The following is a 19,987-nucleotide window of genomic DNA, read 5'->3' as shown; positions in this document are numbered from 1 at the left end:
CTTTGTGCGTCTGAGAAAATGCCTGCACTTTTTTGCCGGATGCCGACATGACTGCCCTGAAGAACGATCGTTTCCTGCGTGCACTGCTCAAGCAACCCGTAGACGTCACCCCGGTGTGGATGATGCGCCAGGCCGGCCGCTACCTGCCGGAATACCGCGCCAGCCGCGCCAAGGCCGGCGACTTCATGAGCCTGTGCATGAACCCGCAGTTCGCCTGCGAGGTCACCCTGCAGCCGCTGGACCGCTACCCGCTGGATGCGGCGATCCTGTTCTCGGACATCCTCACTATCCCCGACGCCATGGGCCTTGGCCTGTACTTCGAGACCGGCGAAGGCCCGCGTTTCAAGAAGGTCATCAGCACCCCGGCCGACATCGAGGCGCTGCAGGTACCTGACCCGCAGAAAGACCTCGGTTATGTGATGGACGCGGTCAGCACCATCCGTCGCGAGCTCAATGGCCGTGTGCCGCTGATCGGCTTCTCCGGCAGCCCTTGGACCCTGGCCACCTACATGGTCGAAGGCGGCTCGTCCAAGGACTTCCGCAAGACCAAGGCGATGGCCTACGACAACCCGCAAGCCCTGCATATGCTGCTGGACAAGCTGGCCCAGTCGGTCACCAGTTACCTCAACGGCCAGATCCTGGCGGGTGCCCAGGCAGTGCAGATCTTCGACACCTGGGGTGGCAACCTGTCGGCGGCGGCCTACCAGGAGTTCTCCCTGGCCTACATGCGCAAGATCGTCAGCGGCCTGATCCGCGAGCACGAAGGGCGCAAGGTGCCGGTGATCCTCTTCACCAAGAACGGCGGCCTGTGGCTGGAAAGCATTGCCGAAGCCGGTGCCGACGCCCTGGGCCTGGACTGGACTTGCGAAATCGGCGACGCCCGCCGCCGTGTGGGTGACAAGGTGGCCCTGCAGGGCAACATGGACCCGACCGTGCTGTATGCCAAGCCCGAGGCCATCCGCCAGGAAGTCGCGCGTATCCTCGCCAGCTACGGCAAGGGCACCGGCCACGTGTTCAACCTGGGGCACGGCATTACTCCGGAAGTCGATCCGGAGCACGCAGGTGTGTTCATCAATGCTGTGCACGAACTGTCGGCGCAATACCACCAGTGATCTGATGTCCCGACAACGAACCGGCCTGAGTGCCGGTTTTTTTTGCGTTAAGCTTCAATTCAGCGATCGTCGCTAATCTGGTCCCATCGAAACCCAAACAGGACCCGATCATCATGAAAACTCGTTACCTAGCACTGATCCTCGCCCCTTTCTTGAGCACAGCAGCCCTGGCCGCCGGCTACACCGGCCCGGGTGCCCAATCGGTCACCACCGTTGCCGCTGCCAATGATGCAGCCGATGACACTCCGGTAGTGCTGCAAGGCTTTGTGACCAAGAAGATCAACAACGACGACAAGTACGAATTCAAGGACAACACCGGCACCATCACCGTCGAGATCGACGATGAAGACCTGCCACCGACGCCGTTCAACGACAAGACCAAGGTCAAGCTGACCGGTGAGGTGGAGAAGCACCTGATGAGCCGTGAAGTGGATGTGGATATTGTCGAGATCATCAACTGATCTGAGGGCCCAATCGCCGGCAAGCCGGCTCCCACAGGGTGGACTGCCTCCAAGAAGTTGGCCACTAATCCAACACTTGGGCGCAGTCCAAATTGTGGGAGCCGGCTTGCCGGCGATGGGCTGCATAGCAGCCCTGTATCAGGCAGTCTTTGGTGCAAGCCTGCTCAACTTCAAAGCCACCAGCAACGCCACCGCCAGCAAGCTGCCAATGAACAGCCCGATCCCGTTCCAGCCCCACTGGTGCCAGAACACTCCACCGGCCGTCCCGGCCACACTCGACCCTGCGTAATAGCAGAACAGGTACAGCGACGAGGCCTGCCCTTTGGCCTTCAGCGCCCGACGCCCGATCCAACTGCTGGCCACCGAATGCGCGCCAAAGAAGCCGAAGGTGAACACCAGCATGCCGAGGATCACCAGCACCAGCGGTGATGCCAAGGTCATCAGCAAGCCGCCCGCCATTACCAGGATACTGGCCCAGAACACCTTGCGCCGGCCCAGTTTGTCAGCCAGGGCGCCGACCTGGGCCGAGCTGTAGATACCCGACAGGTAGACCACCGAGAGCAAGCCGACCAGCGCCTGGTTCATGTGGTAGGGCTCTGCCAGCAGGCGGTAGCCGATGTAGTTGAACAGGGTGACGAAGGCGCCCATCAGCAGGAAGGCTTCGAGGAACAGCCAGGGCAGGCCGGCGTCCTTGAAGTGCATGACGAAGCCGTCCAGCAGGCTGCGCGGGTGCAGCGTCTGTGCGCGGAAGTTGCGCGATTCGGGCAGCACTTTCCAGAACACCAGTGCCGCGCCCAAGGCCAGGCCACCGATGGTCAGCATTGCCGTGTGCCAGCTGACGAAATCGATCAGTACGCCGGTGATCAGCCGGCCGCTCATGCCACCAATGGCGTTGCCACCAATGTACAAACCCATGGCCAGGCCGATGTGCTGTGGGTGGATCTCTTCGCTCAGGTAGGTCATTGCCACTGCCGCCAGCCCGCTTAGCGACAGGCCGACCAGCGCCCGTGTGGCAAGTACACCTTCCCAGGTTGGCATCACCGCGCTGACCATGGTCGATAACGCCGCGCAGAGCAGCGCGAACACCATCACCGGCTTGCGCCCGATGCGGTCGGAGATCGGCCCGGTGACCAGCAAACCGAATGCCAGCATCCCGGTCGATACCGACAACACCAGGCTGCTCTGGGCGGCATTGATCGAAAACTCCTGCGACAACAACGGCATCATCGGCTGTACGCAGTACAGCAGGGCAAAGGTGGCGAAGCCGCCGCTGAACAGGGCCAGCACGGTTTTCATGAAGGCAGGGGTGCCTTTTTCGATCCAGATGTCGTGCAACGGAGCGGGGTCGGGGTCAGCAGGGAGGGGGGATACAGCAGTTTTCACGGGCGGGTACCTCTGGCGCAATGAAAAAAGCATATAGCTGGCTAATGATTACATCCAATATATTGTTCGACCTATTTAAGACGTTTGACGACCTGTTCCGGAGGCAGACATGGAACTGCGCCACCTGCGGTATTTCATCGCGGTTGCCGAAGAGCTGCATTTTGGCCGCGCGGCCCAGCAGCTGGGCATTTCCCAGCCACCCCTGAGCCAACAGATCCAGGCCTTGGAGCAGGAGCTGGGGGCACGCCTGTTCGAGCGTACCAACCGTCGGGTCGAACTGAGTGAGGCCGGCCGGCTGTTTCTGGAGGAGGCGCGCCAGGTGCTGGCGCAGGTGGAGAAAGCCGCCGATGTGGCGCGCCGAGCGCAATTGGGCGAGCTGGGCGAGATGAAGATCGGCTTTACCTCGTCGGCGCCGTTCACCTCGAAAATCCCCAAGGCTATCCATGCGTTTCGCCAGCGCTTCCCGGCCGTGCACCTGAACCTCAAGGAGATGAGCAGCCGCGACGTGGCCGAAGGCGTGTTCGACGAGTCCATCGAGGTCGGGCTGATGCGGCCCATGCCGCTGCCCGATGGCCTGGTGGCCACCGAACTTTTCCGCGAGCCGCTGGTAGCGGTAATCAATGCTTCGCATCCGCTGGCCGAGGGCACCGAGCACGGTGTACATATGGCGGCGCTGGCCCATGAACCGTTCGTGTTCTTCCCGCGCAGCTATGGCAGCGGGCTGCACGCGCAGCTGTTGAGCCTGGCCCGGCAGGCGGGTTTCAGCCCGCATTTTGCTCAGGAGGCGGGCGAGGCGATGACCATCATCGGGCTGGTATCGGCGGGGTTGGGGGTTTCGGTGTTGCCTGCCTCGTTCCAGCGCATGCGCATCGAAGGGGTGGTGTACCGCACCTTGCTGGATGAGGGGGCAATGTCGGCGGTGTGGCTGGTGCAGCGAGAGCGCGGCGCATCGGCGATGGCCAAAGCCTTCGCCGAGCTGCTTACCGGGTTGATGACCAGCTGACTCACGCCCAGCGACGGAAAATCAGCGAGGTGTTCACCCCGCCAAAGGCGAAGTTGTTGTTCATCACATACTCATTGCTCATCACGCGGAAATCACCCATCAGGTAGTCCAGTTCGCCGCACAAGGGGTCGACCTGATCGAGGTTGAGGGTGTGCACGTAGCGGTCGCTGTTCAGCATTTCGATGCTGAACCACGACTCCAGCGCCCCGCAGGCCCCCAGGGTATGGCCGAGGAAGCTCTTTTGCGAGCTGATTGGCATGCGTGGGCCGAACAGGCTGCTGGTGGCCTGGGTTTCGGCAATGTCGCCCTGCTCGGTGGCGGTGCCATGGCCGTTGACGTAGCCGATGGCCTCGGCGGCCAGCCCGGCATCGTCCAGTGCCAGTTGCATGGCCCGGCCCATGGTGACCTGCTCGGGCCGGGTGATGTGCTGGCCGTCGGCATTGCTGCCGAAACCGACCACTTCGGCATGGATCTTCGCCCCCCGGGCCAGCGCGTGCTCGAGTTCTTCCAGCACCAGCATGCCGCCACCTTCACCGATCACCAGCCCATCCCGGCCGACGTCGTAAGGCCGCGGGGTCAATTGCGGCGTGTCGTTTTTCAGGCTGGTGGCGTACAGCGCATCGAACACCATCGCCTCGGTGGGGCATAGCTCCTCGGCCCCACCAGCAAGCATCAGCGGCAGGCGGCCGTACTTGATCGCCTCGTAGGCGTAGCCCACGCCTTGGCTGCCGCTGGTGCAAGCGCTGGACGTAGGGATCAGGCGCCCGGTAAGGCCGAAGAAGATGCTGATGTTGGCCGCCGTGGTGTGCGGCATCATGCGCACATAGGAGTTGGCGTTCAGGCCATCGGCCACCGAGTTCATCAGCATGTTGCCGAACGTCTTGATCTCGTCGGTGCTGCCGGTGGACGAGCCACAGGCCACGCCCATGCGCCCGTCGCGGATACTTGGGTCGTCCAGCAGGCCGGCGTCGGCCAGGGCCCTTTCGGCGGCGGCAACCGCCAGGCGCGAGACCCGGCCCATGCTGCGCAGCTGTTTGCGGGTCCAGTGGCTGGGCACTTCAAAGCCGTCGATCGGGCCGGCCAGGCGAGTATTGAGCTCGGCAAAGCGGTCCCATTCATGCATGCGGCGGATGCCGCTGCGCTGCCCGGCAAAGTGCCCGGCGATGGTGGCCCAGTCGTTGCCCAGGGCCGTAATGCCGGCCATGCCGGTGACCACGACGCGGCGCATCAGCACAACCCCCCATTGACCGCCAGCACCTGGCGGGTGATGTAGGCCGCCTCTGGCGACATCAGGAAGTTCACCGCGCCGGCCACTTCTTCAGGGGTGCCCATGCGCCCGGCGGGGATCATCTTCAGTAATTCGTCCACGGGCACGTGCTCGTCCAGCATGGCGGTGTCGATCAGCCCGGGTGCCACGCAGTTGACGGTGATCCTGCGTTTGCCCAGCTCGATCGCCAGCGCCTTGGCCGCGCCGATCAGCCCCGCCTTGGAGGCGCTGTAGTTGACCTGGCCGCGGTTGCCAATCAAGCCGGACACCGAAGTGATACAGACGATGCGGCCGGGGGCGCGGCGGCGGATCATCGGCATGGTCAGCGGCTGCAGCACGTTGAAAAAACCATCGAGGTTGGTCCGCATCACCAGGTCCCAGTCGTCTTCGCTCAGCCCCGGGAACGCGCCGTCACGGGTCAGGCCTGCGTTGCACACCACGCCGTAGTAGGCCCCGTGGCTTTCCACATCCTGCTCCAGGATGGCCTTGCACGCTGCGCGGTCGGCGACATCGAACTGCAGTACCCGTGCCTGCTGGCCCAGTTCGCCAATTTGCGCAGCGACGGCATCGGCTTCGGCGCGGCCGCTGCGGCAATGCAGCACCAGGTCGTAGCCGGCTTGTGCCAGGCGCAAGGCGATGGCCCGGCCGATGCCTCGGCTGGAGCCTGTGACCAGAATGGTGTCAGTCATGGGTTGGATCCTCAGGGCCGGCTTCTGCCAGAAAACGGGCAGGTTGCGGCGGGGTATAGACATTCAGCCGGGCGCTGGCGTGGACGCCTGGGCCGCGCAGGTGGCATTCGAACACACCCATGCCGTTGTCGTCTTCCAGCGAGCGGATGGCGTGCACGTGCAACTCGGCACCGAGCGGAAAGTGTTCCACATCGCATTGGTATTTGCGCGTGCCGAGCAAAAAGCCCAGCGCGACCGGCTGGCCGTTGCGGCGCGCGCGGCAACCGGCAAAGGCCGCCACGCTTTGCGCCATCAGTTCGATACCGAACCAGGCCGGCAGGCTGCCGTCGGCGCGGTTGAACAGGCCGCCCTGGCGCACCATGGTACGCGTGTGGATCTGCTCGTCGTCGCAGCTGTCCACCTGATCGATCAGGATCATTTCGCCGGCGTGGGGCAACAGCTCGGCCAGTGGCCAGGGGATCATGGTGCATCTCCGAGAATCAGGCTGACATTGTTGCCGCCGAAGGCGAACGAGTTGCTCATCAACCGGCGCGGCCGCTCAGTGGCCAGACGATGCTGCGCAGTCACCAGGTCGAGTGCCGGCAGCAGCGGGTCGGCCTGGCCGTCCCACACATGCGGCGGCAGCAGGCCAAGCGGGTTATGCCCGCTGAGTATCAACCAGCAGAATGCCGCTTCCAGTGCGCCCGCAGCCCCCAGGGTATGGCCGGTCAGGGGTTTGCTCGAAGAGCATGGCAAGCCGGCACCGAACAGGCGGTGCACAGCGTGGCTTTCCATGGCGTCGTTGTGCGCCGTGGCGGTGCCGTGCAGGTTCAGGTAGCCGATCTGCGCAGGTGTGAGGCCTGCATTGTCGAGGGCTTTGGCCATGGCTTGCAAGGCGCCGTTACCGGTGGGGTCCGGTGCCGAAATGTGGTGGGCATCGGAGCTGGCGCCGGCGCCCAGCAAGGCCACGGACGGGCCGTTTGCATGGCCTTCGCGGGCCATCAGGAACAGGGCTGCCGCTTCACCGATGTTGATCCCGTCGCGGTTGGCCGAGAAGGGGTTGCAACGTTGCTCGCTGACCGCTTCCAGGGCGCTGAAACCGTTGAGCGTCAGGCCGCACAGGGTGTCCACGCCACCGCACAGCACGGCATCGCACACCCCCAGTTGGAGCAGCCGGCGTGCGCTCATCATGGCCCGGCCACTGGACGTGCAGGCGGTGGAAATGACATAGGCCGGCCCGCTCAGCTGCAGCCAGTCGGCGAGAAACTCGGCAGGTGCGCTCAGCGCCTGCTGGTCGTAGCGGTAGTGCGCGGGAAACTGGCCGGCTTGCAGGTAATGGGCGATATCTGCGCTGGCCTCGTCGATGCCCGAGGTGCTGGTGCCGAGGACCACGGCGATGCGGTGTGCGCCATGACGCGCGATGGCTGCCCGGATGGCCGGCTCTATCTGCAAGGCTGCGGCATACAGCAGCTGGTTGTTGCGGCTGTGATGGTCAGCCAGTGGCAGTGCAGGCAGTGCACCGCGCACCGCACCGACCGGTGGGCAGCACCCGGGAACCCAACCGGCATCGGCTTGCATGCCTGAGCAATCGCCGGCCAACAGGCGGGCGGTGATTTCGGCCTGGCCGCGACCAAGCGCACAGACCAGGCCCAAGGCATTGAGGTAGGCGGTCATGGCGTGTGCTCGCTGGGCATGGGGTCGACTTGATAACTCAGGCCCTGGTCGAGGTTCAAGTCGAACCCGTGCGCGGTCCGGTAATTGACCTGCCAGCGCTCCCCCAGCCAGCGGCGCTGGCCCTGCTGGCGCGCACCGGGGTAGAGCTGTGGCAACTGCGCGGCGGGCGTCAGGGCGAATAGCACGGCGGCGAACAGCTCCCGTGCGGCCGGGTTGGGGGGTAGCAGGCCGTCGGCCTGCCACTGCTGGCTGTCGAGCAACTGGCGTGCCTGGGGAATGCCCAGCAGGTCGAGCAGCGACCAGCGCAGGCGATGGTCTTCGCGCTGTATCACCAGCAGCCAGTCCTGACGCTGCCCGGCCTGCTCACGCAGCACATGCAACTGCTGTGGCAGTTCGAGCGTCGGCGCCTGTGTCGGCAGGGGGGGATGAGCGGCGCAGGCACCGAGCAACAGGCACAGAGCGAGGGTGGTCAGGTATTTCATGTGCGCTCCTGTTTGGCATGCGCCTTATCGCGTTGAGCGGCCCAGGGCGCCAGCAGGAAGCTGAACGCCAGGCCCAGGCTAACCGCCAGGCCGAAGTTGCTGACGGCTGGCGTGGCAGACAGCGCCAGCAGGCCAAATGAAAGCCAGGTGGTGAGTGCTGCCAGCAGCGTGCCGAGCAGGCTCACGGCAGGCCCACCGATATGTTCGTGCATGAGGATGGCGTAGTCGACGCTGATGGCCGTCACCAGCAGCAGGCCGAACAGGCTGAACAGGGTCAAGGGTTGGCCCAGCCAGCCCAGGCACGCCAGGCTGCACAGCGCCGCCAGCAGGGGCAGGGCGACAATACGCAGTGCGCCGCGCAGGCCGAACGGCAGCACCAGCAGCACCAGGATCAGCACGCAGGACAACAGCTTGAGCTCGGCGGCACTCACCTGGGTGGCGGCAAACAGTTGGTTCAGCTCCCCCAGGCGGTCCACCAGTTGCACGCCGTCGAGGTCTTCGACCTGCAAGCGCAACAACGCCGTATCGCCCAGGCCCTGCAAGCTGACGATGGCCGCCACGCCAGCGCCGTCTTCGCCCAGCCACAGCGGCCGCCACGCTTCACCCAAAGGCCCCGCCAGCAGCTGTTCGATGCGCTGCGTTGGCAATTGCTGCAAGTGCTGCAGCTCAGCCTGCAACGCTGCTTGTGGCACGCCCAGGTTCAACAACGGCTGCCAATGCTGTGGCAGCACCGCCAAGGCTTGGCGTGCCTGAGTTTGCTGTGCCGGGCTGGCGGCCAGCTGGCCGAGGCTCATGTAGCCCTTCAGCTTGCCCAGTTCGACCAGCTCATCGAGCTTGGCCGACAGCAGGCTCAGGCGTTCGAGCAACTGTTGCTGATCGGCGCCACGCACCAGGTAGAACTGGCTGGTGGGCTGGTAACCGGTAATGCGCGCAACGGCCTGCGCTTCTTCCAGCAACTGCGGGGGGCTGGCAACCCATTGGCGGATGTCGTTATGGCTGCCCAGGCGCAACAAGCCGGCAGCACAGAACCCCATCAGCAGCCCCAGCAGCACAGCACTGGGCACTCTGCGCAGCAGCCGTTCGCGCCAGCGGGTGAGCGTTCCGGCAACTTGCAGGGGCCAGTGTGGCGGGTGCAGCTGCACGCCGGCGAGCAGCGCCGGTAGCAGGCACACCGCGCTCAGGTAGGCACCCACCAGGCCTGCGGCCGAGAAGGCGGCTATCTGCGTCAGTGCTGGGAACGGTGTGAACGCCAAGGCCAGGTAGCCGATGCAGCTGGTCGCCAGGCTCAGGCTCATGCCTGGCAGGGTCAGGCGTACGGCCTGCCAGCTGCGCCATGGCTTCAGGCTCCAGCTCTTGGTCAGGTAGTGCAGCGGGTAATCCACCGCCACGCCGATCAGGCTCGAGCCCAGGACCAGCGTCATCACATGCATCTGGCCGAACAGCGCCACGCACACCACCGAACCGAACAGCATGCCCACCAGTACCGGTACGAATGCCAGCAGCGCCTGCCAGCGGCGGAACGCCAGTAGCAACAGCAGCACGATGCCCAGCGTCGCTCCCCCGCCGACCCAGGTGATTTCACGGCTGGCCTGCTGCTGGCCGGCTGCCGCATGCAGCAGGCCACTGGCGGCCAGCAGCTGTGCACCGGCCTGGCCGGCCTGCGCGCGGGCGGTGGCGAGCAGGTCGGCGACCTGCAGCGGCAAGTGGAGGTCGAAGGCATTGCCCAGGGTGCGTGCGCGCAGCAGTACCCAATACTGGCCCTCAGCCTCGGCGATCAGCGCACCGCTGGCAGTGTCCAGCGTCACGTTGGCAGGCTTGGGCTGGCTGTTCTGGATACGCCCTGTCAGGCCCAGCCAGTCATCCTGGCTGGGCACCAGGCTGAAGCCGGCGAAGGGGTCGAACAGGCTTTGCACGCGCAGTTCGACAAAGGCGTCGGGTTGTTCGATCAGCTGCTGGCGATCGGCGGCCGCAAGCATCGCCAGCCGGCCTTGCAGCAGCTGGTCGCGCACGGCCTGCAGGTCGGTCTGCAGGCTCCACTGGACTTTCTCGAACAGCCCGCTGGCCTGCCATTGCCCCGCCAGTGTCTGCGCCAGGGCCAGCGCCTGCTGGCGGTCGCTGTGGCCTACCAGTACCAGCAGCTCGCGGTTGAGCGGCTCCTGCATGCGCTGTTCGGCACGCTTGAGCAGCGGGTCCTCGGTGGCGCCAGGGACCAGTGTCATCAGGTCGGCCGACAAGGGCGCCGCGCGGTGCCACTGCCAGCCGGCGATGGCGAGCATGACCAGTAGCAGCCCGACGAAGAGGCGCGGCAACAGGCGTTCAGTCGGCAAAGTCACTGCGCTCCGCATCGCTCAGCGCGGCGGCGCTGCGGCTTTCGGGCATGCGCATCACGGTGCTGTCGCCCTGGGTTTCGCTCAGTTCGATGCGTTCGACAAACTGCCCGCCGCTGATATCAATGCGCGTGAATACCTGCCTGAGCAGCAGCGAACGCGGCGTCAGCTGCAGTTGCCACTGCTGCGCGGTACCCGTCAGGGCCAGCTCGAAGTCCCGTTGCAGGCCACTTCTGTCGCCTTGCAGCACGGCGAAGAACAAGCGGTTCTGCTCGGCCCCGGCGCTGCGGCTTGGCAGCGTTTGCCAGCCACTGGGGTCACGCCGGGCGATGCCGTTGGCATCGATGCGGTAATCCTGGCGCAGCGGTGTTTGCAGCAGCCACAGCAGGCCATGGTCGCGGGCGAGCACGAAGCGGCCCTTGCTCAGCAGCGGCTGGGGCAGGGCGCGCAGGTGTTTTTCCTGGATGAACGGGCCGCTGACCACGGCGGGTTTGCTGAGCTGCTTTTGCAGGTCTGCGAGGCCGAAGGCGAAGGTCAAGGGGCTTATGAGCATTAACAGCAGTGCACAGAAAAATGGGCCTGCGCTGCAGGCCATCGCCGGCAAGCCGGCTCCCACAGGTACTGGGGTGCTCTTGAAGGCGGTGATCCGGCGATGACTTCGGTAAGCGTTCATGTAAGCACCTTGCGCACGGCATCGAGCATCACCTGCGGCGAGGCCAGCTGCATCTCGCCGGTTGCGATGTGCACGGCCACCTGCACGGTGCTGGCGCGGGTCATGCGTTCGCCGGTGTCGGCGTCGCTGATCAGGTAGTGGATCTTCAGGCGGTTCTCCCATTCCACCAGGCTGGCGCGCACGCTCAGGCGCTGGCCAAAGCTGGCGCCGCGGATATAACGCAGCTGCAGGTCGATCACCGGCCAGGCGTAACCGCTGGCCTGCATCTGCAGGTAGTTGTGCGCCAGGCGGTCGAGCAGCGCGCAGCGGGCGACTTCCAGGTATTTGACGTAATGCCCGTGCCAGACGATGTGCATGCTGTCGACATCGAAAAAGGGCACGACGATTTCGCTGTCGACATGGAACACGCCGGGGTTACGCATGCAGCCTCCAGTGGCGTTCGCCGATGCGCTGCAGGCACAGGCGCAGGTCGCTTTCCAGGGCGCGGTCTTCGATGACCGGGGCAAAGTCTTCAAGCAAGGCTTCGTGCATCTTTGCCAGCGCGGGCGGCAGGGCGTGTGCCTGGCCGTGCCGGGTGCGCAGCCAGACGCCCTGGTTGGCGGCCAGCAGGCTGGCGGCGGCGACCTGCTCGGTCAACTCCAGCACGCGCAGGGCATCGCGCGCGGCGATGGTCCCCATGCTCACCTTGTCCTGGTTGTGGCACTCGGTGGAGCGCGAGAACACGCTGGCCGGCATGGTCTGTTTGAGGGCCTCGGCTGTCCAGGCGCTGGCGCCGATCTGCACGGCCTTGAAGCCATGGTTGAGCATCGCCCGGTCTGGGTTGGCACCGGACAGGTTGCTCGGCAAACCATGGTTGTAGCGGGTGTCGACCAGTAGCGCGAGCTGCCGGTCGAGCAGGTCGGCGACGTTGGCCACCAGGGTCTTGAGGCTGTCCATGGCGAAGGCGATATGGCCGCCGTAGAAGTGCCCGCCATGCAGCACCCGCTCGGCGTCGCCGTCGATGATCGGGTTGTCGTTGGCGCTGTTGAGTTCGGTTTCGATGAAGCCGCGCAGCCAGCCCAGGCTGTCGGCCAGCACGCCCAGCACATGTGGCGCGCAGCGCAGCGAGTAGCGGTCCTGCAGGCGGTGCAGCGGCGGCAGCGGGGCGTCGATGGCGAGGTCCTGGCGCAGCCAGGCGGCGACCTGGGTCTGCCCGGGGTGCGGTTTGGCGGCGAACAGGCGTTCGTCGAAGTGCTCCGGGTTGCCCTGCAGGCCGATGACGTTCAGCGCGGTGATGCGCGTGGCCAGTTGCAGCAGATAGTCGGCGCGGGCAAAGGCCAGGCAGGCCAGGCCGGTCATCACTGCGGTGCCGTTCATCAGCGCCAAGGCTTCCTTGGGCCGCAGCACCAGCGGCTGCCAGCCCAGTTCGCGGTGCACATCGGCACTGCTGCGGCGCTGGCCTTGGTACATCACTTCGCGCTCGCCGGACAGGGTTGCGGCAACGTAAGACAGCGGCGTCAGGTCGCCACTGGCCCCCACCGAGCCCTCTTCGGGGATCAGCGGCAGGATGTCGTAGGCCAGAAAGTCGCGCAGCCGCTCCAGTAACTCCAGGCGCACGCCCGACACGCCGTGGCTCAGCGAGCGCAGGCGGGCAGCCAGCACGGCGCGGGTGGCGGGGGCTTCAAGCAGCTTGCCCAGGCCGCAGCCATGGAAGGTGTACAGGTGCCGTGGCAGGGCCTCGACGTGCTCCAGCGGCACGGCCACCACGCACGAGTCGCCATAGCCGGTGGTCACGCCGTAGATCACCCCTTCCTTGTCGAGCAAGGTGTCGAGAAAGCGCGCACCACGGGCGATGCGCTCGCGGTAGGCGGCGTCATCCTGCAGGCACACCGAGGCACGGCGTTCGGCCAGGGCCAGGACATCTTCGATTGCCAGCGGCGACTCGCCGAACGTTACAGGCTCATGCGGATGCATCGTCATCGGTCTTCCAGAAGGGGTAGAAATTGAACCACTGCAAAGGCGCTTGGGCACAGTAATGCCCCAGGCGCTCGGCATAGCGCCCGGCCCACTCGGCGACCAGCTGATCGCGTTGGCTGCGGCGCCACTGCAGGCGTTCGGCAAAGGGTTCGAGGGTGATGCGGTAGCGGCCCTGGTGCTTGAGGCAGAACAACAGGTTGAGCGGGCATTCGAGCATGCCAGCCAGCAGCCAGGGGCCCTGCGGGAAGGCGGCCGGGTGGCCGAGGAAGTCCACCTCGACCGTGCGCGCGCCATGCAATGGCACGCGATCGCCGGCGATCGCCAGCCACTCGCCACGCTCCAGGCGTTCGGCCAGTTGCAGCATGATCGCCGGGTCCAGCTCGCTAACCTGGATCAGCCGTACATTGCTCGCTCCGGCTTCACCCAGCAAGCGGTTGAAGCGCTCGGCGTGGCGGGTATGCACCAACACGTTCATCGGCACTTGCTCGCCGAGTTCGGCCAGCGCGCGGCACACCTCGAGGTTGCCCAGGTGTGCGCCCACCAGCATTTGCCCCCGTTCACCGCGCAGCTGCTGGCGCAGCTTGCCCGGGTCGTCGATGTCGATGTCGGCCAGGCGCAGTTTGCCGTGCCACACGTCGAGCTTGTCCAACAGGGCATCGGCGAAGGCCATGAACTGGCGAAACACCTGCCAGTGGCTGGGGCGTGCGGTCTGCCCGCCGCTCCACTGGTGCAGGCGCTGCTGGTACTGCCAGGCGCTGCGCCGGGCGCGGCGGCCAAACAGGAAAAAGTAGGCGACGATCAGGTGAATCAGCGGGCTCAGCGCACGACGGCCGAGCAGGCGCAGCAGTGCAGCGGTCAGCTTCATCAGCCAGAAGCTGCCGCGTTCCTGTTGATCGGCCCAGTGTCGCTCGCTCATCGGCACCACCTGCGCCAGAGGATTCGAGGGGCGCGCACGAGCATGCCGAAGAACAGCTTGGCGTGCATTTTCGAGATCAGGGCGTTGTCGTGGACCAGGCGGAAATGCGAGCGGCCATCCTGCGGGTAGTGCACCCGTGTCGGCAGCCAGCGCATGGGCTGTTCGCGCCACGCCAGGCGCACCAGGATCTCGGGGTCGAAGTCCATACGCCTGCCCAATGCGACGCTGTCGATCAGCGCCAGGGTGGCGGGCAACGGGTAGACCCGAAAGCCGCACATCGAATCGGGGATCTGCAACGACAGGCTGTTGATCCAGACCCACACATGGGTGAGGTAGCGGGCATACAGGCGGCCTTTCGGCACGCTGGCATCGTATTGTGGATAACCGCACACCAGCGCTTGTGGATAAGCCTGCGACTGGGCCAGGAACAGGCTGACGTCGGCCAGATCGTGCTGGCCATCGGCGTCCACCTGCAAGGCATGGCTGAACCCCAGCCGCGCCGCCTCACGCAGCCCGGCCATGACGGCGCCGCCCTTGCCCTGATTGGTGTTGAGGGTGACCAGGTGAACCTGCTCCTGTTCGGCCAACTGCTGCAATACCTGGGCGCACGGGGCATGGCTGGCGTCGTCGACCAGCACGCAGGGCAGGCCGGCATGCAACAGGTCGGCGACCACGGCGGGTATGGCCTGCTCGTGGTCGTACACCGGGATCACTGCGCAAGGCTTATGCACCATCAGCCTCCAGCAGGATACGGCCGCTGGAGCAGACCTGCCCGGCGCAGTGGTAGTTGAAGTACAGCTTGCTGCGTTCGGCGTCGAAGCGCAGCGTCAGCACCAATTCATCGCCTGGGCGCACCACGTGTTGGAACTTGAGCACTTCCATGCCGGCGAAACGATGAGCGGGGGTGAGCCGCTCACTGGCCAGGGCAATTACCCAGTCGATCTGCACCACGCCAGGCAGCACTGGGGTCTGTGGGAAATGGCCGGGGAAGCAGGCGAGGTCTGGCGGCACAGCCAGGCGCAGCTGCAGTTCATCGCCCTCCACGCTTTGACCCAGCACATCAGGTGCCATGCTGCGAGCGGCCAGCAGCAGCGCTTGCACCTCCGCCTGGGGCAGCTTGCCCTGGGCGTTGAGCGGTAGCTGGCGCAGCAGGCGCCAGCGCCGTGGCAGGGCGGTGGGGTCGCAGTGCCCATGCAGGTGCTCGCGCAAGCCAGCGATCAGGGCGCGCCGGCCTTGATTGCGCAAGGCGTGCAAGCCTGCAGGCGACAGCACCAGCAGGGCACCGAGGTAAGCCCGGCCTTGCTCGACCACGCCCAGGCGCGCTTCGCTGACCCAGGTGTGCTCGCACAGCAGTTGTTCGAGCAGGGGCAGGGAGATGCGTTTTTCTTCCAGTTTGACGATGCGGTCGAGGCGGCCGAGCAAGGTGAAGCGCCCGTCGGAGGTGATGTCGGCAGCATCGGCGCTGCATTCGACATGCCCGGCCGGCAAGTACGGTGAGGCGATGCACAGGGCGCCTTGTTCATCCTGGCTCAGTTGCACATCGGCAAACGGCCGCCACAGTGCTTCGCCCTGGCGCCAGGCGATACCGCCGGTCTCGGAGCTGCCCAGAATTTCCGTGGGCCATTGGCCCAGGCGCTGGTAAAGCTGTTGCGCCGCTTCGCCAGGCAGTTCGCCGCCCGAGGAGAACACTTTTTGCACCTGGCTCAAGGCCGGCCAGTCGAGGTTTTCGCCCATGCGCTTGAGCAGCGCCGGGCTGGCTACCCAGGCGAAGGCCGGGTGCGCTCGGCTGGCGCGTTGCAGGTCTTCGGGGAAGGGCAGTTGGCGCCGCTCGAAACCGCGCCCGGCACACAACGGCCAGAGCACGCGGAACAGCAGCCCGTAGATGTGCTGCGTGGCAACACTGCCGATGATCCAGGCCTGGCCCAGCGCCTCGCCCCACAAGCGCTCCAGCGCCAGGACCTCATTGGCCAGTTGGCGCAGTTGCTTGTCGATCCGCTTGGGCTCGCCGCTGGAGCCTGAAGTGCACAGGCTGATGCGACAGTGCTCCAGGTCCAGGTCGGCGGGGGCCAGTGGCGCGGCCTGCAACTCGCCAATTGTCGTGTCGCCCGGCCGGTCACTGAGCCACAGGTCGACCTGAGCGCTCCAGCGTGCGCGGGTGCCTGGCTGCAGGTCTGCCGGCAACAACACCTCGATGCCCGCGCGCCAGGCGCCGAGCAGTGCAATCGCCAGGTGCGCAGCGTCTTCCAGGTGTACCGCAATGCGCTTTACGCCGCGCTGCTGCAGGCCGCCCGCCAGGCGCAGGGCCTGCTCGCACAGTTCGGCATGTGCCAGCTCCGGCGCTTGGGTGATCAGGCGCGGCGCTGGCGAAGGCTGCAGCAGCTGTTCGAGGTTTATCCAGTTCATGGGCGCGCTCGCACACGTTGTCGGATTCGCCATTCGACGGCGAACAGCAGGCCCATGGCGGCATACGCAATCAGGCCGTTATACAGGGTCCACCAGCTCAGTGGCGCCCACAGGGTCAGGCCCGCGGCGATCAGGCCGTTGACCACAAAGAACCCGCACCACACCTGCGTGACGCGCCGGGTGTAGCGCACCGCCCGGGGCGGCAACCGCGGTTCACGCAGGCGTGCCAGCCGTTCGGCCATCGGCATGCCGCGCAGCAGGCTGCTGCCGAACAGGGCCAGCAGGAAGCTGTTGACCAGCACCGGGTACCAGCGCAACAGCTGCGGGCTGTCGAACAGCCCCAGCAGCGCGCAGAAGCTCAGCGCCGCGACGGCCATCCATTGGCTGCCCGGGCGGCGGCTGCTCAGCGCACGGGCCAGCCACAGGGCGCCGAGCAGCAGGCCGAACTGCCACGGGGCGAAGTGGGCCATGCCGAAGTAGACGGCAAACGGATACAGCACACCGGCCAGCAGCAGGCCGAGGCCGACCAGGCGCTTCATGCCGCCGGGTTGACCAGGCGGAACACGGCTTCGACCACGTCATTGACGGTGCGCACCGACTTGAAGTCTTCGGCGGCGATTTTCTTGCCGGTCTGGCGCTTGATGTGGTCGAGCAGGTCGATGGCGTCGATGCTGTCGATTTCCAGGTCCTGGTACAGGTTGGATTGCAGGCTGATGCTAGCGGGGTCGAGTTCGAACAGTTCGACCAGGGCGTCGCTGAGGATGTGGTAGATGTCTTCGCGGGTTTGCATGGTGCGGTCTCAGGCGGCCTGGCGGGCGGTGACGAACGCGGCCAGGGTGGCGACGTTGGTGAAGTGGTTACGGGTGTCCTTGGCGTCGGCATCGATCTTGATGCCGTAGCGTTTCTGCAGGGCCAGGCCCAGCTCCAAAGCGTCGACCGAGTCCAGGCCCAGGCCTTCGCCGAACAGCGGTTGCTGGTCGTCGATGTCCTGCACGCTGATGTCTTCGAGGCCCAGGGCGTCGATGATCAATTGTTTGAGGTCACGGTTGAGGTCTTGTAGTGGCACGCTCATCGGTGGCGAGCTCCTTGATGTAGTACTGGTGCAGGTAGTCGTTGAGTTTGCGCGACGCTTGCGGCGCAGGCCCCTGCGCGGCGAACGCCTGGGGGTCGATATCGGCGCCGACGTTCAACGTGAAATGCACGCGGCGTCTGGGGATGCGGTACCAGGGTTCGTTCTTGGTCAGTGTGGTGGGGCTGACCGTGATCGTTACCGGCGTGATGATTTTCGCACCGCGCAGGGCAATCGCCGCAGCGCCGCGATGAAAGGCCGGCGCCTGGCCGGGCGGTGTGCGCGTGCCTTCAGGGAAAATGATCAGCGACTGGCCCTGGCGCAGCGAGGCTACGGCATTGTCGAGCATGTCCATGCTGCCGTCATTGCCAATGTACTGAGCTTCGCGGATCGGGCCACGGGTAAAGGGGTTGCCGAACAGGCTGTGCTTGACCACGCAGTTGGCGTGGCGCACCAGGCCGATAAGGAACACCACGTCGATCAGCGAAGGGTGGTTGGCGATGATCAGCTGGCCCGGGCGGCCCAGGCGGTCGGCGCCGTCGATTCGATACGTGAGTACGCCAAGGCCGCGCATCAGGCGAATGAAGCGCCAGAACAGCCAACTGATGGTATGGCGGGCACGCTGGCGATGGCGCACCGCGCCGCCAGGCAGGCAGGCCAGCAGGGGGAACACCAGCAGCCCGAGGCACAGGCTGCCCAGGCCGAACACGCAAAAGCTCACGGCGGTGGCCAGCAGGCGCCAGTAATAGGCATCGCGGAATCTGCTCACGGCTGTCGTTGCCAGTTCCATGCGCGGCGCTTCCACGAGTGAGTGAAGGTATTCCGCCCATTGAGTGTGGCGTGCAGCCAGCTCAAGGCATGCGGCAGTTCGGTCGGTTGAGCAGACGAGGAGGGCTGCGCTGCCAGGCGCCACTGCGTGCCAGGGGTCAGCAACAGGCCCACCGCGTAGGTGAACGGCACATCATCGATCCATGGCCGGTAAACCTCGGCCGGCAGTTCCTCGGTCACGATCAGCAGTACCGCCGGCGCGCCTTCGGCCAACAGCGCGGCAGCCTCGAGCACACCTTGCTCGAAGCCGTCGCCGGCAGCGGCCAGGGCGGTCATCTCGCTGGTCTCGCCGCGCAGGATCGACCACAGGCCTGGCACTGCGTTGTGAACCGAAAGGCTGAACTGGGTAGGCGACAGCGGCTGCTGCTCGGCCAGTTCGCAGAGCATGGAAAAGGTGCGGGGGGTTTCACCATGGCGCGAGACGAATACCAGCGGCAATGCTTCGCGCCCTTCGGCCAGCGGCCAGCCCACGGCGAAGGCCATGCGTGCCAGGTGGCTGAGGCGACGACGCTGCAGGGCCGGCAGGAACGACACGTCCGGCGCCGGCCCGTCGCCCTGTGGGCGCAGGCTGCCTTGCGCCCAGGCCTGCCAGTCGGCAGGCGTCTGCAGGCCTGGGGCCCAGGCGCGCCATTGGCTGATATCGAAGGTGATCACGATGTTTTCTGACTTCCCGCCCTATGGGTTTCCTGCGCAGGGAGCAACGCGAAACCGGGTTGGCGCATTTGCCGAATGGCGCGCGATTATCCCGGTGCCGGGGGTGTGTAGCAAACACAGGTTACATGATTGCCATCAGACAATGGCTATGCCTGAATGCGTCAATATCGGTATCTGCTGTAGGTGATTTCCGATGGACGGTGCGGGACGGTTACTGGTCGCCGTTTGCTTGTGTTGCGGCAAGAGTTGCTGGCCAATGCCGTTGCGCCGCCACATACTCGGGCATTCGTTGATACACGGAGGTCTCTCATGCGGCGCGTGGTGTTCAATCAGAAAGGCGGTGTAGGCAAGTCGAGCATCGCTTGCAACCTGGCGGCGGTGAGCGCCAGCGAAGGTTATCGGACCTTGTTGATCGACCTGGATGCCCAGGCCAACTCGACCCAGTACCTGACCGGCCTCACCGGCGATGACATCCCCATGGGCATCGCAGATTTCTTCAAGCAAAGCCTGTCCAGCGGGCCGTTCAGCAAGAAGAACAAGGTCGATATCTACGAAACCCCGTTCGACAACCTGCATGTGGTGACTGCAACGCCAGAGCTGGCCGATTTGCAACCCAAGCTCGAGGCCAAGCACAAGATCAACAAGCTGCGTAAGTTGCTCGACGAGTTGGACGAGGACTATGAACGCATCTACATCGATACGCCGCCTGCGCTTAATTTCTATGCGGTTTCTGCATTGATTGCAGCGGATCGCGTGCTCATTCCCTTTGACTGCGACAGCTTTTCGCGCCAGGCGCTCTATGGCCTGCTGGCTGAAATCGAGGAGTTGAAGGACGACCACAACGAAGACCTGATGGTCGAAGGCATCGTGGTCAACCAGTTCCAGTCCCGCGCCAGCCTGCCGCAGCAGATGCTCGACGAGCTGCTGGCTGAGGGTTTGCCGGTGTTACCGGTGTACCTCAACAGCTCGGTGAAGATGCGCGAGTCGCATCACGCCAGCTTGCCGCTGATCCACCTGGAGCCACGGCACAAGCTGACCCAGCAGTTTGTCGAGTTGCACTCGCTGCTTGAGGAGAATGGCTGAGGGCCTGGCTTGGGATCTTCAGCGCCCA

22 protein-coding genes are annotated in these 19,987 nt (G+C 65.2%); 4 read left to right on the top strand and 18 right to left on the bottom strand.

The window, feature by feature from the left end; all coding sequences use genetic code 11:
• The first annotated feature begins 47 nt into the window (after nt 1-47).
• Together hemE and ABEH27_RS13965 are read left to right on the top strand one after the other, a co-directional pair.
• Nucleotides 48-1,112: a uroporphyrinogen decarboxylase gene (gene hemE / locus ABEH27_RS13970; protein ID WP_346614146.1), complete on the top strand. Its 1,065-nt coding sequence runs from the start codon at nt 48-50 to the stop codon at nt 1,110-1,112.
• A 113-nt stretch (nt 1,113-1,225) separates the two neighbouring features.
• A complete protein-coding gene (locus ABEH27_RS13965; protein WP_346614145.1) occupies nt 1,226-1,573 on the top strand; it encodes a NirD/YgiW/YdeI family stress tolerance protein in 348 nt (115 codons plus the stop codon).
• Nucleotides 1,574-1,711: 138 nt separating this feature from the next.
• Here ABEH27_RS13965 and ABEH27_RS13960 read toward each other — a convergent pair whose 3' ends face one another.
• A complete protein-coding gene (locus ABEH27_RS13960) occupies nt 1,712-2,869 on the bottom strand; it encodes an MFS transporter (RefSeq protein WP_346614222.1) in 1,158 nt (385 codons plus the stop codon).
• A 196-nt stretch (nt 2,870-3,065) separates the two neighbouring features.
• On the opposite strand from ABEH27_RS13960, the gene ABEH27_RS13955 reads away from it, so the two are divergent.
• The gene (locus tag ABEH27_RS13955; protein WP_346614144.1) at nt 3,066-3,959 is read left to right on the top strand and encodes a LysR substrate-binding domain-containing protein; all 894 of its coding nucleotides are present in this window, start codon (nt 3,066-3,068) and stop codon (nt 3,957-3,959) included.
• Nucleotide 3,960: 1 nt separating this feature from the next.
• Here ABEH27_RS13955 and ABEH27_RS13950 read toward each other — a convergent pair whose 3' ends face one another.
• The 17 genes from ABEH27_RS13950 to ABEH27_RS13870 all read right to left on the bottom strand — a co-directional run bounded on the left by ABEH27_RS13950 (nt 3,961) and on the right by ABEH27_RS13870 (nt 18,876).
• Nucleotides 3,961-5,187 (bottom strand): beta-ketoacyl-ACP synthase, encoded by a 1,227-nt coding sequence (locus ABEH27_RS13950; RefSeq protein ID WP_346614143.1) that lies wholly within the window; start codon nt 5,185-5,187, stop codon nt 3,961-3,963.
• On the bottom strand, nt 5,187-5,915 hold the full coding sequence (gene fabG / locus ABEH27_RS13945; RefSeq protein ID WP_346614142.1) for a 3-oxoacyl-ACP reductase FabG: 729 nt from the start codon (nt 5,913-5,915) through the stop codon (nt 5,187-5,189). Before fabG ends, ABEH27_RS13950 begins: the two co-directional genes overlap by 1 nt.
• Nucleotides 5,908-6,378, bottom strand: a complete 471-nt coding sequence (locus ABEH27_RS13940) for a hotdog family protein (RefSeq protein ID WP_346614141.1) — start codon at nt 6,376-6,378, stop codon at nt 5,908-5,910. Before ABEH27_RS13940 ends, fabG begins: the two co-directional genes overlap by 8 nt.
• Entirely contained in the window at nt 6,375-7,568 is a 1,194-nt protein-coding gene (locus ABEH27_RS13935) for a beta-ketoacyl-[acyl-carrier-protein] synthase family protein (protein ID WP_346614140.1), read from the bottom strand. Before ABEH27_RS13935 ends, ABEH27_RS13940 begins: the two co-directional genes overlap by 4 nt.
• Nucleotides 7,565-8,050: a hypothetical protein gene (locus tag ABEH27_RS13930; protein WP_346614139.1), complete on the bottom strand. Its 486-nt coding sequence runs from the start codon at nt 8,048-8,050 to the stop codon at nt 7,565-7,567. Before ABEH27_RS13930 ends, ABEH27_RS13935 begins: the two co-directional genes overlap by 4 nt.
• Complete coding sequence (locus tag ABEH27_RS13925) at nt 8,047-10,395, bottom strand: hypothetical protein (RefSeq protein ID WP_346614138.1); 2,349 nt, start codon at nt 10,393-10,395, stop codon at nt 8,047-8,049. Before ABEH27_RS13925 ends, ABEH27_RS13930 begins: the two co-directional genes overlap by 4 nt.
• Nucleotides 10,367-10,930, bottom strand: coding sequence for an outer membrane lipoprotein carrier protein LolA (locus tag ABEH27_RS13920; RefSeq protein WP_346614137.1), 564 nt, complete (start codon nt 10,928-10,930; stop codon nt 10,367-10,369). The genes ABEH27_RS13925 and ABEH27_RS13920 overlap by 29 nt, the downstream gene beginning before the upstream one ends.
• 116 nt (nt 10,931-11,046) lie before the next feature.
• Nucleotides 11,047-11,472, bottom strand: coding sequence for an acyl-CoA thioesterase (locus ABEH27_RS13915; protein ID WP_346614136.1), 426 nt, complete (start codon nt 11,470-11,472; stop codon nt 11,047-11,049).
• Nucleotides 11,465-13,009, bottom strand: coding sequence for an aromatic amino acid ammonia-lyase (locus ABEH27_RS13910; RefSeq protein ID WP_346614135.1), 1,545 nt, complete (start codon nt 13,007-13,009; stop codon nt 11,465-11,467). Before ABEH27_RS13910 ends, ABEH27_RS13915 begins: the two co-directional genes overlap by 8 nt.
• A complete protein-coding gene (locus ABEH27_RS13905) occupies nt 12,990-13,922 on the bottom strand; it encodes a glycosyl transferase (protein WP_346614134.1) in 933 nt (310 codons plus the stop codon). The genes ABEH27_RS13910 and ABEH27_RS13905 overlap by 20 nt, the downstream gene beginning before the upstream one ends.
• Nucleotides 13,919-14,653: a glycosyltransferase family 2 protein gene (locus ABEH27_RS13900; RefSeq protein WP_346614221.1), complete on the bottom strand. Its 735-nt coding sequence runs from the start codon at nt 14,651-14,653 to the stop codon at nt 13,919-13,921. The genes ABEH27_RS13905 and ABEH27_RS13900 overlap by 4 nt, the downstream gene beginning before the upstream one ends.
• Nucleotides 14,646-16,325 (bottom strand): AMP-binding protein, encoded by a 1,680-nt coding sequence (locus ABEH27_RS13895; RefSeq protein WP_346614133.1) that lies wholly within the window; start codon nt 16,323-16,325, stop codon nt 14,646-14,648. Before ABEH27_RS13895 ends, ABEH27_RS13900 begins: the two co-directional genes overlap by 8 nt.
• Nucleotides 16,322-16,864 carry a hypothetical protein gene (locus tag ABEH27_RS13890; RefSeq protein ID WP_346614132.1) on the bottom strand — a complete coding sequence of 181 codons (543 nt, stop codon included), beginning with the start codon at nt 16,862-16,864 and terminating at the stop codon, nt 16,322-16,324. The genes ABEH27_RS13895 and ABEH27_RS13890 overlap by 4 nt, the downstream gene beginning before the upstream one ends.
• Nucleotides 16,861-17,115, bottom strand: a complete 255-nt coding sequence (locus ABEH27_RS13885) for an acyl carrier protein (protein WP_346614131.1) — start codon at nt 17,113-17,115, stop codon at nt 16,861-16,863. Before ABEH27_RS13885 ends, ABEH27_RS13890 begins: the two co-directional genes overlap by 4 nt.
• Nucleotides 17,116-17,124: 9 nt before the next feature.
• Nucleotides 17,125-17,397 (bottom strand): phosphopantetheine-binding protein, encoded by a 273-nt coding sequence (locus tag ABEH27_RS13880; RefSeq protein WP_346614130.1) that lies wholly within the window; start codon nt 17,395-17,397, stop codon nt 17,125-17,127.
• Nucleotides 17,366-18,184 (bottom strand): lysophospholipid acyltransferase family protein, encoded by an 819-nt coding sequence (locus ABEH27_RS13875; protein ID WP_346614129.1) that lies wholly within the window; start codon nt 18,182-18,184, stop codon nt 17,366-17,368. Before ABEH27_RS13875 ends, ABEH27_RS13880 begins: the two co-directional genes overlap by 32 nt.
• Nucleotides 18,160-18,876: a beta-ketoacyl synthase chain length factor gene (locus ABEH27_RS13870; RefSeq protein WP_346614128.1), complete on the bottom strand. Its 717-nt coding sequence runs from the start codon at nt 18,874-18,876 to the stop codon at nt 18,160-18,162. The genes ABEH27_RS13875 and ABEH27_RS13870 overlap by 25 nt, the downstream gene beginning before the upstream one ends.
• 309 nt (nt 18,877-19,185) lie before the next feature.
• Here ABEH27_RS13870 and ABEH27_RS13865 point away from each other — a divergent pair, with 309 nt between their 5' ends.
• A complete protein-coding gene (locus tag ABEH27_RS13865; RefSeq protein ID WP_346614127.1) occupies nt 19,186-19,959 on the top strand; it encodes a ParA family protein in 774 nt (257 codons plus the stop codon).
• Nucleotides 19,960-19,987 lie beyond the last annotated feature (28 nt).

Source organism: Pseudomonas sp. P39-UII1, from assembly GCF_039672635.1.
In the GTDB taxonomy this organism is placed as follows: domain Bacteria; phylum Pseudomonadota; class Gammaproteobacteria; order Pseudomonadales; family Pseudomonadaceae; genus Aquipseudomonas.
This window is presented reverse-complemented; position numbering and strand designations above follow the sequence as displayed.

What these genes read in the sequence shown, in the direction of transcription:
- hemE (WP_346614146.1), top strand. Translation starts at nt 48, where the DNA reads ATGACTGCCCTGAAGAACGATCGTTTCCTGCGTGCACTGCTCAAGCAA.
- ABEH27_RS13965 (WP_346614145.1), top strand. Translation starts at nt 1,226, where the DNA reads ATGAAAACTCGTTACCTAGCACTGATCCTCGCCCCTTTCTTGAGCACA.
- ABEH27_RS13960 (WP_346614222.1), bottom strand. Translation starts at nt 2,869, where the DNA reads ATGAAAACCGTGCTGGCCCTGTTCAGCGGCGGCTTCGCCACCTTTGCC.
- ABEH27_RS13955 (WP_346614144.1), top strand. Translation starts at nt 3,066, where the DNA reads ATGGAACTGCGCCACCTGCGGTATTTCATCGCGGTTGCCGAAGAGCTG.
- ABEH27_RS13950 (WP_346614143.1), bottom strand. Translation starts at nt 5,187, where the DNA reads ATGCGCCGCGTCGTGGTCACCGGCATGGCCGGCATTACGGCCCTGGGC.
- fabG (WP_346614142.1), bottom strand. Translation starts at nt 5,915, where the DNA reads ATGACTGACACCATTCTGGTCACAGGCTCCAGCCGAGGCATCGGCCGG.
- ABEH27_RS13940 (WP_346614141.1), bottom strand. Translation starts at nt 6,378, where the DNA reads ATGATCCCCTGGCCACTGGCCGAGCTGTTGCCCCACGCCGGCGAAATG.
- ABEH27_RS13935 (WP_346614140.1), bottom strand. Translation starts at nt 7,568, where the DNA reads ATGACCGCCTACCTCAATGCCTTGGGCCTGGTCTGTGCGCTTGGTCGC.
- ABEH27_RS13930 (WP_346614139.1), bottom strand. Translation starts at nt 8,050, where the DNA reads ATGAAATACCTGACCACCCTCGCTCTGTGCCTGTTGCTCGGTGCCTGC.
- ABEH27_RS13925 (WP_346614138.1), bottom strand. Translation starts at nt 10,395, where the DNA reads ATGCGGAGCGCAGTGACTTTGCCGACTGAACGCCTGTTGCCGCGCCTC.
- ABEH27_RS13920 (WP_346614137.1), bottom strand. Translation starts at nt 10,930, where the DNA reads ATGCTCATAAGCCCCTTGACCTTCGCCTTCGGCCTCGCAGACCTGCAA.
- ABEH27_RS13915 (WP_346614136.1), bottom strand. Translation starts at nt 11,472, where the DNA reads ATGCGTAACCCCGGCGTGTTCCATGTCGACAGCGAAATCGTCGTGCCC.
- ABEH27_RS13910 (WP_346614135.1), bottom strand. Translation starts at nt 13,009, where the DNA reads ATGACGATGCATCCGCATGAGCCTGTAACGTTCGGCGAGTCGCCGCTG.
- ABEH27_RS13905 (WP_346614134.1), bottom strand. Translation starts at nt 13,922, where the DNA reads ATGAGCGAGCGACACTGGGCCGATCAACAGGAACGCGGCAGCTTCTGG.
- ABEH27_RS13895 (WP_346614133.1), bottom strand. Translation starts at nt 16,325, where the DNA reads ATGAACTGGATAAACCTCGAACAGCTGCTGCAGCCTTCGCCAGCGCCG.
- ABEH27_RS13890 (WP_346614132.1), bottom strand. Translation starts at nt 16,864, where the DNA reads ATGAAGCGCCTGGTCGGCCTCGGCCTGCTGCTGGCCGGTGTGCTGTAT.
- ABEH27_RS13885 (WP_346614131.1), bottom strand. Translation starts at nt 17,115, where the DNA reads ATGCAAACCCGCGAAGACATCTACCACATCCTCAGCGACGCCCTGGTC.
- ABEH27_RS13880 (WP_346614130.1), bottom strand. Translation starts at nt 17,397, where the DNA reads ATGAGCGTGCCACTACAAGACCTCAACCGTGACCTCAAACAATTGATC.
- ABEH27_RS13875 (WP_346614129.1), bottom strand. Translation starts at nt 18,184, where the DNA reads ATGGAACTGGCAACGACAGCCGTGAGCAGATTCCGCGATGCCTATTAC.
- ABEH27_RS13865 (WP_346614127.1), top strand. Translation starts at nt 19,186, where the DNA reads ATGCGGCGCGTGGTGTTCAATCAGAAAGGCGGTGTAGGCAAGTCGAGC.